Origin of the sequence: Gulosibacter sediminis (genome assembly GCF_030011715.1) — a bacterium.
Classification (GTDB): Bacteria; Actinomycetota; Actinomycetes; order Actinomycetales; family Microbacteriaceae; genus Gulosibacter; species Gulosibacter sediminis.
The window spans coordinates 1-14,450 of the sequence record NZ_JASCYH010000048.1 but is presented as its reverse complement, the minus strand read 5'-3'; the positions used below and the strand labels follow the sequence as shown (position 1 = coordinate 14,450).

Below are 14,450 nucleotides of genomic sequence, written 5' to 3'. Positions count from 1 at the left end.
TCACGGGGCGGGAGGCGACCTACGGTCGCCTCCCGCCCGATCTCAATCCAATCTAGCGGTAGTCGATGACCACGCGGCCATCGATCTTGCCTTGGCGCATTTCGTCGAAGACCTCGTTGATCTCCTCGAGCGGCCGGGTCGCAACCGTCGGGTGAATGAGGCCGCGCGCGTAGAACTCGAGCGCCTCCTTGAGGTCGCGGCGGGTGCCCACGATCGAGCCTCGAATCGTCAGGCCCTTGAGCACGACGTCGAAGATCGGTGCCGGGAAGTCGCCGGCCGGCAGGCCAACGAACACGATCGTGCCGCCGCGGCGGGCGAAGCCGATTGCCTGGCCGAAGGCGGCGGGATGCACGGCGGTCACGACCACGCCGTGTACACCGCCCGTCGCCTTCTGGATCGCCTCGATCGGATCCTCGTTCTTGGCGTTAACGGTGATCTCGGCGCCGTGCTTGCGCGCGAGCTCGAGCTTCTCATCCGCGATGTCAACCGCTGCGACCCGCAGGCCGAGCGCCTTCGCATACTGAATCGCGATGTGGCCAAGGCCACCGATACCGGTAATGGCGACCCACTGGCCGGGGCGGGCCTCGGTGCGCTTGAGCGCCTTGAGCACCGTGACACCGGCGCAGAGCACGGGCGCGACCTCGACGGGGTCGGCGCCCTCGGGAATACGTGCCGCGTAGCGCGTGTCGACGATCATGTGATCGCCGAACGAGCCGTCGACCGAATAGCCACCGTTGCGCTGCTGCTCGCACAGGGTCTCCCAACCCGTCTCGCAGTACTCGCACGAGCCACACGCGCTCCACAGCCAGGCGTTGCCGACCATGTCGCCGACCTTGACGTCGGTGACACCGGGGCCGACTGCGACGACCTCGCCGACGCCCTCGTGACCCGGCACGAACGGCGGGCTCGGCTTCACCGGCCAGTCACCCTCGGCGGCGTGCAGGTCGGTGTGGCAAACACCCGACGTGACGAGCTTCACGAGGGCCTGGTTGGGCCCGGGCTCGGGCAGTTCGTAATTGGTTTCGACGGACAGGGGCTGCTGGAATGCCGTGACGACCGCGGCCTTGATCTGGGTGCTCATCTACAGGTTCTCCTTTGAACGTTCAGCGAATGATCTTGTTGCGGGGTCGGTCGGCTTAGAAGAAGCCAAGCTTGTTTTCGTCGTAGCTCACGAGCAGGTTCTTAGTGTTCTGGTAGTGCTCGAGCATCATCAGGTGGTTCTCGCGGCCGATGCCCGAGGACTTGTAGCCACCGAACGCCGAGTGGGCGGGGTACGCGTGGTACTGGTTCACCCAGACGCGACCAGCCTGAATCGCGCGGCCGGCGCGGTAGGCGGTGTTCTGGTAGCGCGACCAGACGCCCGCGCCGAGACCGTAGAGCGTGTCGTTGGCGATGCGGATGCCGTCGTCGAAGTCGTCGAACTTCGTCACCGCGACGACGGGCCCGAAGATCTCCTCCTGGAAGATGCGCATCGAGTTGTCCCCCTCGAAGATCGTCGGGTTGACGTAGTAACCGCCCGCGAGGTCGCCGCCGAGGTCGGCGCGCTCGCCACCGATGCGCACCTTGGCACCCTCCTGTTTGCCGATGTCGATGTAGCTCAGGATCTTCTCGAGCTGGTCGTTCGACGCTTGCGCACCGATCTGTGTGTTCGTGTCGAGCGGGTTGCCCTGCACGATCTTGCTCGTGCGCTCGGTAACGGCGTCGAGGAAGTTGTCGTAGATCGACGCCTGCACGAGCGCACGCGATGGGCACGTGCAGACCTCGCCCTGGTTGAGCGCGAAGAGCGTGAAGCCCTCCTGTGCCTTGTCGAAGTACGCGTCGTCCTGCTGCATGACGTCTTCGAAGAAGAGGTTCGGCGACTTGCCGCCGAGCTCGAGGGTGACGGGGATGATGTTCTGCGAGGCGTACTGCATGATCAGGCGGCCGGTCGTCGTCTCGCCAGTGAAAGCAATCTTCGAGATGCGCGGGTTCGAAGCGAGCGGCTTACCAGCCTCGACGCCGAAGCCGTTGACGATGTTCACGACACCGGCGGGCAGCAGGTCGCCGATGAGCTCGAACAGGTAGAGGATCGAGGCCGGCGTCTGCTCGGCCGGCTTGAGCACGACGCAGTTACCCGCCGCGAGCGCAGGGGCGAGCTTCCACGTTGCCATGAGCAGCGGGAAGTTCCAGGGGATGATCTGGCCGACGACGCCGAGGGGCTCGTGGAAGTGGTAGGCCGTCGTATTGTCGTCGAGCTGCGAAAGCGTGCCCTCCTGGGCCCGAATCACGCCGGCAAAGTAGCGGAAGTGGTCGACGGCGAGCGGAATGTCGGCGGCGAGAGTTTCGCGCACGGGCTTGCCGTTGTCCCAGGTCTCGGCGACGGCGATCTTCTCGAGGTTTTCCTCGATGCGGTCGGCGATGCGGTTGAGTACGAGCGAGCGCTCGGCGACGGAGGTCTTGCCCCAGCCCTCCTTCGCGGCGTGCGCGGCGTCGAGGGCGGCTTCGATGTCTTCCGCGGTGCCGCGGCCGACCTCGCAGAAGACCTGGCCGTTCACCGGCGAGATGTTCTCGAAGTACTCCCCCTTGACGGGGGCCACCCACTCACCCCCGATGTAGTGCTCGTAACGGCTGCGGTACTCCATCACGGCGCCCTGGGTGCCGGGGTTCGCATAAACGGTCATGATGCTCCTTGACTTCGTTGTCGTGGATCTCCGATTCGTGCAGCTGAAATGCACGTGTCATGACCGTAGCGAGGGGAAGGTTGCAGTTGGGTTGCACGCCTCCTAGCGCGCGCCGAGTTGCGCGACGAGGCCGGCGCGCTTCGGCGAGCGCGGCGGCAACAGGCGCAGCAGTTCGAGTTGCACCTCGGCATCGTCGTCGTTCCCCGGCACCTCGAGCCAGGCGAGCAGGGCCTCCACGCTCGCGAATTCGAGCAGGGATTCGCGCAGGGTCGCGCGGGTGCGCTCCCGCAGCGCCACGATCCCCGGCGCATCCGAGGTCGGGAGCACTGCGCCGCGGTAGTCGCGCAGTGCCTGGCGGTGCGCGCCCCGGTCGACAGCCTCGAGCACCTGCCCCGCGTCGGTGGCGAGCGGCACCGAGATCCGATAGGGCCGTGACTCGAGTTGCACGCCCGGGAGCGCGGTGGCGAGCACCTGCCGCAGACGCACGAGCTCGGCGCGGAGCGTCACGGCGGGCATACCCTGCTCGTGCATCAGCTCGGCGAGCTCGCCGCTGCGAAGCCCCTCGGGGTGCGCAGCGAGCAGTGCGAGCAGTTCGGAGTGACGGCGGCTCAGCTCGATCGACGCGCTACCTGGGGCCTCGAGTCGGGCGGCATCGCGGCCGAGGAGCCGCAGACACGGGCGCGACGGTGCCGCCTGCGCGGGTGCCACACGCAAGCCCGTGCGGAAATGCCGAAGTTGTTCTTCGGTCTCGATCGCCCGGGCGGTCGCCCGGAGCATGGCGAGGCTCGCCGAACTCACCGCGGCGGCGCCGCCCGTGATGTCGAGCACGCCGAGCACCTCGCCGGTCGCGAGATTGTGCACCGGCACGGCCGTGCAACTGTACGGATGCACGGTCGGCGCGAAGTGCTCGTCGCCAGCCACCAGCACGGCGCGGTTCGCGATGAGTGCCGTGCCGGGTGCGCTCGTGCCCACGGTGTCCTCCGACCAGTCGGCGCCGGGAACGAAACCCATGTCGGCGACAGCGCCGCGCATTCGCGGGTCGCCGTCGACCCAGAGCAGACGGCCCGCCGCATCGCCGAGCGCGACCACGAGTCCGCTGTCGCGCAGCGGCTCGCCGAGCAGCTCGGTGACCATCGGCAAATATCGCGAGAGCGGCGTCTCGCCGCACCAATCGCGCACGTCGTCGAGCGCGATGACGGCACGCGGCACCGCGTTGTCGGGCGAACCCAGCGCGCGCACCGAGCGATCGCGCGACGCCGCGATGACTTCGCCCATGTAGGACAGTTGCAAACTCACCCTGACCTCCTTGTCACGGTGCCGCGAGCATACGCCAGCCGTCTGGTGCGGCGCTGGGGCTCCGCCCCTGACTCGTTAGCGCGACTTGCCCTCGGCATACTGGCGCCGCACCGCGGTGCGGAGCGTGTCGAGGCCGCAGCCGCCGATGGCGAGTGCGCGGTGGTGGAACTCCTTGAGATCGAAGCTCTCGCCCTCAATCTGCGCGATCTCGTCGCGGAGGTCTTCCCATACCCGCTGGCCGATCTTGTACGCCGGCGCCTGACCCGGCCAGCCGAAGTAGCGCTCGACCTCGAACTTCACGAACGGGGCGTTCATGTTCACGTTCGCGCTCATGAACTGCAGCGCGGACTCGAAGGCCCACGCGCCGCCACCTGGCATCTGCTTGCCGAGGTGCACGCCGATGTCGAGCACGACGCGGGCCGCGCGCATCCGCTGCCCGTCGAGCATGCCGAGCCGGTCGGCCGGGGTCTTGAGGTAGCCGAGGTGGTCCATGAGCTGCTCGGCGTAGAGCGCCCAGCCCTCGCCGTGCCCGCTCGTCCAGGCCTCGCGGCGCCACGAGTTGAGCGAGTCGCGCAGGTACACGGCCTGACCGATCTGCAGGTGGTGACCCGGCACGCCCTCGTGGTACACGGTCGTCAGCTCGCGCCAGGTGTCGAACTCGGTGACGCCCTCGGGCACCGACCACCACATGCGGCCCGCCCGCGAGAAGTCGTCACTCGGGCCGGTGTAGTAGATGCCGCCGGTCTGCGTCGGTGCGATAATGCACTCGATGCGCTGCACGGGCTCGGGAATGTCGAAGTGGGTGCCGTTCAGTGCGGCGACGGCCTCGTCGGCGGTGCGCTGCATCCACCGCTGCAGTTCGTCGGTGCCGTTGAGGCGGTGTTCGCCGGCCTGGTCGAGGTGCGCGATGGCCTCCGCGACGGTGGCGCCCGGGAGGATCTCGCGGGCGATCGCCTCCTGCTCGACGCGCATTCGCTCGAGTTCCTCGATGCCCCACTCGTAGTACTCGTCGAGATCGACGCGGGCGCCGAGGAATTCGCGCGACGCGAGCTCGTAGAGGTCGCGTCCGACCGCGTCGTCGGTGCGGGCCTCGGGGGCGAGCTCGTCGCTAAGGAAGCCGCGCAGGCGCGCGAACGCCTCCGTCGCCGCCTCGGCGCCCGACGCAAGGGCGCTCGCGTTGACGCCCGAAGCCGCCGCACCGCGACCGGCAAGGTCGTGGAAGAAACCCTCTCCGGGGGCAAACTCGTCGAGCTGGTGCGCCCCGATCTCGACCTGGCGCACCGCCGGGGTGTTGCCCCGCTGCAGCCCCTCGCGGAGGGACGCGATGTACCCTTCAACCGCACCGCCGACGTTCGCCATGCGGCCAGCGATATCGTGCCAGTCGGCGTCGCCCTCGGTCGGCATCAGGTCGAAGATGTCGCGGATCTCCTGCAGGGGGCTCGCAAGGTTGTTGAGGTCGCGCTGGTACCAGCCCGCGTCAATGCGCTGGCCGCCGAGCTCGAGCACGCGGTCGAGGTCGAGCTTCGTGACGACGTCAACGTCGTCGACCGCGTCGAGGGCGACAAGCTCGCGCCGGGTCGCCGCGTAGAGCTCGCCGAGGGCGGCCACGCCATTCGGCGAGTAGTCCTGGTACTCGGTCTTGTCGCCCTCGCTCCCCCGGTACACCCGCGACTCGGGTTGGAGGGCGGTCGTCGCGTCGACGAAGCGTTCGGCAAGGGCGTCAATTTCGGTGGGCTCGCGGTGCATCATGCCGCTACCCTACCGACGCGCCTCCGTGGGCTCGCCGCGGAGCTCGCGCAGCAGCAGGGTGCCGCCGACCGCTGCCGCGGGTGTGCCGACGACGGCGCCGAGTGGAATGAGAAACGAAAGGTACACCGCGACGCCGAAGCCGAGCGACTTGGCGCGGTTCGAGGAGAGCAGCTGCTGCCGCACGGTCAGCGGGATACCGCGGGCATCCCCTGGCGTGCCCGTAAGATCGACGGCGAACGCGCGCCCGGCAAAGTACGCACCGAGCAGCCAGCCGATGAGTGAGCCCACGAGCGGCAGCAGGCCGCAGACGAACACGATCACTGCGGCGAACAGGCCCATGCCGAACAGCCGCACCCCGTCGCCGATGCCCCGGCGTACCGAGGGCCAGAACCCTTCGTCGATGGGGTCGACGCCGCCGAGCTCGCGGTCGACGCGCTCCTGGATGTTGTCGATGAACGGCGCCGCGATCGTCAGCGTGACCGCGGCAAAGGTGAACACCATGGCCGCGAAGCCACCCACCAGGAACGCACCCGCAACGGCGACCCGGATGATCGTCTGCCATGGCTCGGCCCACGACTCGGCGAAGGGTGTGAGCCGCACCGCGAAGTCGTCGACGCTGCTGAACAGCCACACGAGCGCGATGCCGTAGAGCACCGTCGTAATGAGGGCGGGCACCGCGCCGATGGCCATGAGCTTCGGGCGCCGGGCCCAAAACCCGACGCCCCGGAAGAAGAGGCCGATACCACTCGCGAACTCCCCCACGCTAGTGGCCCGCGGTCTCCCAGTTGGCGCCGCGACCGACCGAAACGTCGAGCGGCACGCTCAGCGTCGCGGCGCTCGCCATCTCCTCGCGCGCGATGGCCTCGAGGGCGGTCTCTTCGCCGTGAGCCACCTCGAACACGAGCTCATCGTGCACCTGCAGCAGCAGGCGCGACTCGAGTTGTTCAGCCCGCATCCGAGCATCCACGCGGAGCATCGCGAGCTTGATGATGTCGGCCGCAGACCCCTGAATTGGCGCGTTGAGCGCCGCCCGCTCGGCGTTTTGCCGCGCGAGCCGGTTCGTCGAATTCAGGTCGGGGAACGGCCGGCGGCGCCCGAAGATCGTTTCGGTGTACCCGGTGCTGCGCGCCTGCTCGACCGATTCGCGCAGGTAATCGCGCACCTTGCCGAAGCGCTCGAAGTAGCCGTTCATCAGTTCGCGGGCCTCGGCCACCTCGATGCCGAGCTGTTTCGAGAGCCCGAACGCGCTCAGGCCGTAGACGAGGCCGTACGACATCGCCTTCACCTTGCTGCGCATCGTCGGGGTCACCTCGCTCGGGTCCACACCGAACACCTGCGAGCCGACGAAACGGTGCGTGTCCTCGCCCGAGTTGAACGCGGCGATGAGCGCGTCGTCGCCCGAGAGGTGCGCCATGATGCGCATCTCGATCTGCGAGTAGTCGGCCGTGAGGAGGCCCTCAAAGCGCTCGTCGCAAGTGAAGGCGCCCCGGATGCGCTGGCCCTCGGCCGAGCGAATCGGAATGTTCTGCAGGTTCGGGTCGGTCGACGCGAGCCGCCCGGTGGACGAGCCCGTCTGCAGGTAGGTGGTGTGGATGCGCGTGTCGTCGCCGACCGCGCGGATGAGCGCGTCGATGATCTGCTTGAGCTTCGTGGCGTCGCGGTGGTGCCGAAGCGCGCCGAGGAACGGATGCGGTGCCTTCGCCTCGAGTTCCTCGAGCGACTGTGCGTCAGTCGAGTAGCCGGTCTTGGTGCGACGGGTCTTCGGCATGTCGAGCTTCTCGAACAGCACGGTCTGCAGTTGCTTCGGCGAGCCAAGGTTGATCTCCTCGCCGCCGATCGCCGCGAAGGCCTCCTGCGCGTACTGCGCGACATTCTCGCCCTGTTCCGACGAGAGCTGCTCGAGCAGTGGCACGTCGATGTGGATACCCGTGTACTCCATATTCGCGAGCACGAGTTCGAGTGGCGACTCGATGTCGGTGAACACCGGGGCGGTGGGCTCGGGCAGCCGTGCCTGAGCGGCGAGACCCCCGCGGAGCGCGTACCAGGCCTCCGCCGCGAAGCCGGTGCCCTGCTCATCCTCAACCTCGAGAAGCTGGTTCGGGTCGGTCTCGGGCATCGACTCGCCGAGGTACTGCTGCACGAGCTCCGACAGTCGCTTCGGCGGGCTAAGCGGGTTCACGAGGAACGCGGCGAGCTGTCCGTCGAGAATCGGTCCGCCGAGCGTGACGCCGACGGCGCGGGCATGCTTCAGCGTCGGCTTCGCGTCGAACATCCACCTTGCTGCGTCGCTCTCGAGCCACGCAACGAGTGGCTCATTCGCCGCCACGTCGTTCACCGACACGGCAGACTGCTCGGTCGCCAGCGCCGCATCGATCTGACCCGACTCACCGATGCGCAGGACCAGCCCGAGCGGCTGGTCCTGCGCATCCCTCAGCCAGGTCGTGAGTTCGTCGCCCGCGAGCTGCTCGCGCACCTCGACGTCGTCGAGCGCACCGTCATCGTCACTCGTCGCAACCGCGCCGTCGCGTTCGGACGCGAGCTTGAGCACGCGGTCCTGCAGCGTGCGGAACTGAAGGCGGGTGAAGACCTCGCGCACCGCATCCACGTCAATTGGGTGAATGTCAAGATCGTCCGGCTTCAAGTCGAGCTCGACGTCGCGCAGCAGCTGGTTGAGCTTGCGGTTGCGGATCGCGTTCTCGCGGTGCTCGCGGAACGACTCGCCGACCTTGCCGGTGAGCTCGTCCTCGTGCTCGAGGATTCCTTCGAGCGAGCCGAACTGATTAATCCACTTCGCCGCCGTCTTTGGCCCGACCTTGGGCACACCAGGCAGGTTGTCGGCCTTCTCTCCGACCATCGCCGCGAGGTCTGAGTACTGGTGCGGCAGCACACCGTACTTCTCGAACACCTTCTCGGGCGTGTAGCGCGTGAGCTTCGAGACGCCCTGCACCGACGGGTAGAGCAGCGTTGTCTGCTCGTTGACGAGCTGGATCGCGTCGCGGTCGCCCGACACGACGAGCACGTCGAATTGCTGTTCCTCGCCCTGGTGCGACAGCGTGGCGAGGAGGTCGTCGGCCTCGAAGTCGTCCTTCTCTAGCCAGTCAATGCCCATCGCCGTAAGGGCCTCCTTGAGCAGGCCGATCTGGCCACGGAACTCTGGCGGCGTCTCGTCGCGGCCGCCTTTGTAATCCTCGTATTCGCGGTTGCGGAACGACTTCGAGCCTGCGTCAAATGCGACGGCGATGTGGCTCGGATTGTGGTCACGCAGCAGCGAGAGCAGCATCGAGATGAAGCCGTGGACGGCATTCGTGTGCTGGCCCTCGGAATTGACGAAACTCTCGACCGGCAGCGCGAAGAACGCGCGGAATGCGAGCGAGTGGCCGTCGATGACCATGAGCGTAGGCTTTGGCTGAGTTGCAGTCACGCAACCAGCCTACGTCGACGAGAGATTGCGATGCCCGAGTCTCAGCCATCTGTGCACCTGGCCCCGGTGCCCGAGCCCGTCATCAACGGCCTCGAGATTCCCGACCAGTTGGCCGTGACGGGCGGACTGGGCGTCGGCGCGCTCGGCGCGGCCATGGGGATGCTCATGGTGCAGCTTTTGCCCGAGCACTCGATTGCGGTCATGCCGGTGGCGCCGAACACGCAGCCATTCGGACTGCTCCACGGCGGCGCCAACTGCGTGCTCGGCGAAAGCCTCGGCTCGGTTGCCGCCTCGCTGCATGCCGGCGAGGGCCGCTACGCGGTGGGCATCGACATCAACGCGACACACACGGGCTCGGCCACATCGGGTTGGGTGACCGGCGAGTGCCGCGCGATTCACCTCGGCGGCAGCATGACCGTGCACGAGGTCGTGATCACCGACGCGAACGGGCGCCGGTGCTCGACGGTGCGCATCACCAACATGCTGCGCACCCGTCGTTAGCGGCTACTTCTTCTTCGGCGCGAGCTGCTCGACGACCGCCTGCGCGACTTCCTGCATAGTGAGGCGACGGTTCATCGACGCCTTCTGAATCCAACGGAACGCCTCGGGCTCGCTCAGGCCCATCTTGTCGGTGAGGAGGCCCTTCGCGCGGTCAACGAGCTTGCGGGTCTCGAAACGCTCCGCGAGGTCGGCCACCTCACGCTCGAGGGCGACGATCTGCTGGTGACGCGCAAGGGCGATCTCGATGGCCGGCAGGAGGTCGTTCTGGTTGAACGGCTTGACGACGTAGGCGAGCGCACCGGCCTCGGTGGCGCGTTCCACGAGCTCCTTCTGGCTGAAGGCCGTCAGCAGCACGACGGGTGCGACGTTGTCCTCCGAGAGCTGCTCCGCAGCAGAGATGCCGTCAAGCTTCGGCATCTTCACGTCCATCACGACGAGGTCGGGGCGGAGTTCCTTGGCCAGCGCTACCGCGGTCTCACCGTCGCCGGCCTCACCGACAACGTCAAAACCGTTGTCGCGAAGCGTTTCAACGATGTCGAGGCGGATGAGCGATTCGTCTTCAGCGACGACTACTCGGCGGGGTGCGGAAGCGGTTGTGTTCTCAGTCACATTGCCAGATTACGCTACTGTGGTCGAGGCAAGCAGGCCGGCTTGGCGGAACGGTAGACGCGGCGCACTCAAAATGCGCTGTCCGAGAGGGCGTGGGGGTTCGAGTCCCCCAGCCGGCACACTAGGAAGTGACCGTTTCGGACGCCCAGTAATAGGTCGCCAGCTTGTGCCGCCCGATCTCGTGGATCGGAATATGCATGTCATAAATCTGGCTCAGAATGCCCGAGTTCATGATGAGATCGGGCGAGCCCTGCGCGATCACCTGACCGTCGCGCATACCAACGATGTTGTCGGAATACACCGAGGCGAAGTTGATGTCGTGAATCACGATGACGATCGTCTTGCCGAGCTCGCTGGCGATGCGGCTCAGGTGCTGCATCATGTTTACACTGTGCCGCATGTCGAGGTTGTTCAGCGGTTCGTCGAGCAACACGTAGTCGGTGTCCTGGCAGATCACCATCGCGACATAGGCGCGTTGCCGCTGGCCACCCGAGAGCTCGTCAATGAAGCGGCCCTGCAAATCCGCGAGCCCGAGAAATTCGAGCGCGGCGTCGATGTGCCGCTCGTCCTCGGCGGTGAGGCGACCTTGCGAGTGCGGGAAGCGACCGAACGCGACCAACTCACGCACCGTGAGCCGCACCACGAGGTGATTCTCCTGGCGCAGGATGGCGAGTCTCTTCGCGAGCACGGAGGATTTTGTCGCGCTGACGTCGAGCCCATCGACCGTGACGATGCCGCTCTCGAGCGGCTCGATTCGACTCATGAGCCCGAGCAGCGTCGACTTGCCAGCACCGTTCGGTCCGATGATCGAGGTGATGCCACCCGCGGGAATCGTGAGAGAAACGTCGTCGACGACCACGTGGTCGCCATATCGCTTCGCGACGGAATCCAGGGTGATCACGCAGGGGCCTCCGGGGGTGTTGCAACGAGTAAACATGGCGAGCTGTCCCCCAACTCACAAGTTGAGCACAACAAGCCTTTAGGTTAGCCTAACCTCTGGACCAGCTCCCGCGGGGCCTCCCCCTGCCTCGCGCCATCGATACGAAAGAAGCTCGTACCTATGCGAACCCCTCGACTGCGCTTGCTCGGCGTCGTTAGCGCGATCGCCGCATCCCTCACCCTCGCCGCTTGCAGCACAGGCGCCGCCGACACCGACGCGACCTCGGCCGCGGGCGCGGAAGGCACTATCACCGTTGAAGACAACAACGGCACGCAGACGGTCAAGATGCCCGCGCAGTCGATCGTCGCCCTCGACAACCGCACGTTCGAGACGCTGCAGTCCTGGGGCGTCGAACTCGCCGCGGCCCCCCTCGACCTCATGCCCGAGACCATCGACTACAAGACCGACGAGTCGATCGTGAACATCGGCAACCACCGCGAACCGAATCTCGAGGCAATTGCCGCCGTCGAGCCCGAGCTCGTGATCATGGGCCAGCGCTTCACCGACTACGAGGACGAGATCGCTGAGCTCGTGCCCGACGCAACGATCATCAACCTTGAGCCCCGCGAAGGCGAGGACTTCGCCGAAGAGCTCAAGCGCCAGACCACCGTGCTCGGCGAGCTGTTCGGCATGCAGGACGAGGCCACCGCGCTGAACAACGAGTTCGACGCCGCCTACGACCGCGTCGCCGAGGCGGCTCCGGCCGACGCGACCTTCATGGCGGTCAACACCTCGGGCGGCCAGATCGGCTACCTCGCGCCGCACGTCGGCCGCACCCTCGGCGTGCTGTTCGACTGGTTCGACTTCACCCCGGCGCTCGTCGTCGAGGGCGCGAGCGACGACGACGAGGGCGACGAGGTCTCGGTCGAGGCAATCGCCGAGTCGAACCCCGACTGGATTCTCGTGATGGACCGTGACGCGGCCGTCGCGGCGGACGAAGAAGGCTACCAGCCCGGTGCCGACCTCATCGCCGAATCCGAGGCCCTGCAGCAGGTGCCCGCGGTGCAGAAAGACCAGATCGTTGTGATGCCTGCTGACACCTACACCAACGAGGGCATCCAGACGTACACCGAGTACCTGAACCAGCTCGCCGACGCGTTCGACGCCGCGTCGTAGGGCCAACTCACCCTTCATGACCAACCCCAGCTCAACCTCGACGGTCGCGGCCGCTCCAGTTCGCCGCGACCGTCTTGACTGGAAGCTGTATCTGGCGACACTCGCTGTGGTCGCCCTCCTTGGCGCCTCACTGTTCATCGGTGTGTACACCCTGGATGGCCACGGCGAGGGGTCGCCGGACATGTTTTGGATCACCCGCGTGCCACGCACCCTCGCGCTCGTGCTCGCGGGCGCGGCGATGGCGATCTGCGGGCTCGTGATGCAGCTACTCACGCAAAACCGCTTCGTTGAGCCCACCACCACCGGCACCACCGAATGGGCCGGCCTCGGACTCCTTGCCGTGATGATCTTCTTCCCGACCGCGAGCCTGCTTGGTCGCATGGTCGGCGCGATCATCGCCGCCTTCATCGGCACGACGATCTTCTTCGCGTTTCTGCGTCGGGTTTCGCTGCGCTCTTCGCTCATCGTTCCGATCGTCGGCATCATGCTCGGCGCGGTGGTGAGCTCGGTCTCGACCTTCTTCGCGCTACAGACGAACATGCTGCAGCAGCTCGGCATCTGGTTCGCCGGCAGCTTCGCGCCGATTCTGCGCGGCCAGTACGAGGTGCTCTGGATCGTCGCGATCGTGCTCGTGGCGGTATTTGTGCTTGCGGACCGTCTGACGGTGGCCGGGCTCGGCGAGGAGATCGCGACGAACGTCGGACTGAACTACAACCGGATGATGCTCATCGGCACCTCGCTCGTCGCGGTCGCGACGGGCGTCGTCACGGTCGTCGTCGGCAACTTGCCGTTCCTCGGGCTGATCGTGCCGAACATCGTCTCGATGTTCCGCGGCGACAATCTGCGCAGCAACTTGCCGTGGGTGTTCCTGCTCGGTATCGCGACCGTCACGGTCTGCGACATCGTGAGCCGCACGATCATCATGCCGTTCGAGGTGCCGGTCTCGCTCATCCTCGGTGTGCTCGGCTCGATTGCGTTCGTGCTCCTACTGCTGCGAAAGCGACGTTATGGCTAGCACCACCGCATCCCCCCCGCTGCCCCGCCAGCGCAGCGGCTCGGTTGCCTTCCAGAACGACCGAGCGCGCCGACGCTACTGGCTTACCCTCGGCGTCTGCGTCACGCTTGCCGTGCTGTTCGCGATCGGCCTCCTGACCTACAACATCCCCGTCGCGTTCGGCTCCGACCCCTTCTGGGTGATCGCCCGTCACCGCGCGAGCAGCGTGCTGGTCATGCTCATCATCGCGGTGTGCCACGCGACCGCGACCGTCGCGTTCCAGACGATCACGACGAACCGCATCATTACGCCCGGCATCATGGGCTTCGAGTCGCTCTACGTCGCGATCCAGACGGGCGTGATGTTCTTCCTCGGCTCGACCGGGCTCACTGCGTTCTCGGGCATCGGCCAGTTCCTCGCGCAAATCGCCGTCATGGTGGCCCTCGCGGCGCTCCTTTACGGCTGGCTGCTCTCGGGCCGCTTCGCAAACCTCCAGATCATGCTGCTCGTGGGCATCGTGATCGGAACTGGCCTCGGCAGCGTCTCGAGCTTCATGCAGCGCATGCTGAGCCCGAGCGAGTTCGACCTGCTCACCGCTCGCCTCTTTGGCTCGGTGAACAACGCGCGCGAGGAGTACCTGCCGGTCGCGATTCCCATCGTCATCGTCGTCGCGGCGCTGCTCTACCTGCGCTCACGCCGGCTCAACGTCATGGCGCTCGGCAAGGACATCGCCACCGGCCTGGGCCTCCACCACACCCGTGAACTCATGACGACGCTGACCCTCGTGACGCTGCTCATGGCAGTGTCGACGGCACTGGTTGGCCCGATGACCTTCCTCGGCTTCCTCGTCGCTACGCTCGCGTACCAGTTCGCGAACACCTCGGATCACCGCTTCGTGTTCCCGCTTGCGATCACCTTCGCCTTCCTCGTGCTCACGAGCGCCTACTTCATCATGAACCACGTGTTCTATGCACAGGGCGTCGTGTCGATTCTCATCGAGTTCGTGGGTGGCACGGTGTTCCTCTGGACCATCCTGCGCCGCCGCGTGCTCTAACTGCTCGAACTGCTCCCCCGCGTACGAACAGGGCTGCCACGATCAGTTCGATCGTGGCAGCCCTGTTCGTACGCGCGAGCCGCTAGCCCTTGCCGGAGTGGCGCCCCTCG

At 66.5% G+C, this 14,450-nt stretch carries 12 protein-coding genes and 1 tRNA gene; 5 read left to right on the top strand and 8 right to left on the bottom strand.

Going from position 1 to position 14,450, the window contains the following annotated elements:
- Window positions 1–52: 52 nt before the first annotated feature.
- The 6 genes from adhP to polA all read right to left on the bottom strand — a co-directional run bounded on the left by adhP (window position 53) and on the right by polA (window position 9,096).
- Window positions 53–1,081, bottom strand: coding sequence for an alcohol dehydrogenase AdhP (adhP, locus tag QM019_RS11580; RefSeq protein ID WP_282853110.1), 1,029 nt, complete (start codon window positions 1,079–1,081; stop codon window positions 53–55).
- Window positions 1,082–1,136: 55 nt separating this feature from the next.
- Window positions 1,137–2,660: an acetaldehyde dehydrogenase ExaC gene (gene exaC, locus QM019_RS11575; protein ID WP_193127809.1), complete on the bottom strand. Its 1,524-nt coding sequence runs from the start codon at window positions 2,658–2,660 to the stop codon at window positions 1,137–1,139.
- A gap of 102 nt (window positions 2,661–2,762) precedes the next feature.
- A complete protein-coding gene (locus QM019_RS11570; protein WP_282853109.1) occupies window positions 2,763–3,956 on the bottom strand; it encodes a GAF domain-containing protein in 1,194 nt (397 codons plus the stop codon).
- A gap of 75 nt (window positions 3,957–4,031) precedes the next feature.
- Complete coding sequence (locus QM019_RS11565; RefSeq protein WP_282853108.1) at window positions 4,032–5,705, bottom strand: DUF885 domain-containing protein; 1,674 nt, start codon at window positions 5,703–5,705, stop codon at window positions 4,032–4,034.
- A gap of 9 nt (window positions 5,706–5,714) precedes the next feature.
- Window positions 5,715–6,467: an EI24 domain-containing protein gene (locus tag QM019_RS11560; protein WP_282853106.1), complete on the bottom strand. Its 753-nt coding sequence runs from the start codon at window positions 6,465–6,467 to the stop codon at window positions 5,715–5,717.
- Between the two features lies 1 nt (window position 6,468).
- Window positions 6,469–9,096, bottom strand: a complete 2,628-nt coding sequence (polA, locus tag QM019_RS11555; protein WP_282853111.1) for a DNA polymerase I — start codon at window positions 9,094–9,096, stop codon at window positions 6,469–6,471.
- Between the two features lie 60 nt (window positions 9,097–9,156).
- On the opposite strand from polA, the gene QM019_RS11550 reads away from it, so the two are divergent.
- Complete coding sequence (locus QM019_RS11550; RefSeq protein ID WP_282853105.1) at window positions 9,157–9,627, top strand: PaaI family thioesterase; 471 nt, start codon at window positions 9,157–9,159, stop codon at window positions 9,625–9,627.
- Window positions 9,628–9,630: 3 nt separating this feature from the next.
- On the opposite strand, the gene QM019_RS11545 is transcribed toward QM019_RS11550, so the two are convergent.
- Complete coding sequence (locus QM019_RS11545) at window positions 9,631–10,236, bottom strand: ANTAR domain-containing response regulator (RefSeq protein ID WP_249385743.1); 606 nt, start codon at window positions 10,234–10,236, stop codon at window positions 9,631–9,633.
- 36 nt (window positions 10,237–10,272) lie between these two features.
- On the opposite strand from QM019_RS11545, the gene QM019_RS11540 reads away from it, so the two are divergent.
- Window positions 10,273–10,355 (top strand) — tRNA-Leu (locus QM019_RS11540).
- A gap of 2 nt (window positions 10,356–10,357) precedes the next feature.
- Here QM019_RS11540 and QM019_RS11535 read toward each other — a convergent pair.
- Window positions 10,358–11,137, bottom strand: coding sequence for an iron ABC transporter ATP-binding protein (locus QM019_RS11535; protein WP_125105873.1), 780 nt, complete (start codon window positions 11,135–11,137; stop codon window positions 10,358–10,360).
- A gap of 159 nt (window positions 11,138–11,296) precedes the next feature.
- Between QM019_RS11535 and QM019_RS11530 the strand changes: the two genes are divergently transcribed.
- From QM019_RS11530 to QM019_RS11520, 3 genes are read left to right on the top strand one after another with little or no spacing between them, the layout of a single operon-like run.
- Entirely contained in the window at window positions 11,297–12,292 is a 996-nt protein-coding gene (locus tag QM019_RS11530) for a siderophore ABC transporter substrate-binding protein (protein WP_282853104.1), read from the top strand.
- A gap of 16 nt (window positions 12,293–12,308) precedes the next feature.
- Complete coding sequence (locus tag QM019_RS11525; RefSeq protein WP_125105871.1) at window positions 12,309–13,307, top strand: ABC transporter permease; 999 nt, start codon at window positions 12,309–12,311, stop codon at window positions 13,305–13,307.
- Window positions 13,300–14,340 carry an iron chelate uptake ABC transporter family permease subunit gene (locus tag QM019_RS11520; RefSeq protein ID WP_282853103.1) on the top strand — a complete coding sequence of 347 codons (1,041 nt, stop codon included), beginning with the start codon at window positions 13,300–13,302 and terminating at the stop codon, window positions 14,338–14,340. Before QM019_RS11525 ends, QM019_RS11520 begins: the two co-directional genes overlap by 8 nt.
- Window positions 14,341–14,450 lie beyond the last annotated feature (110 nt).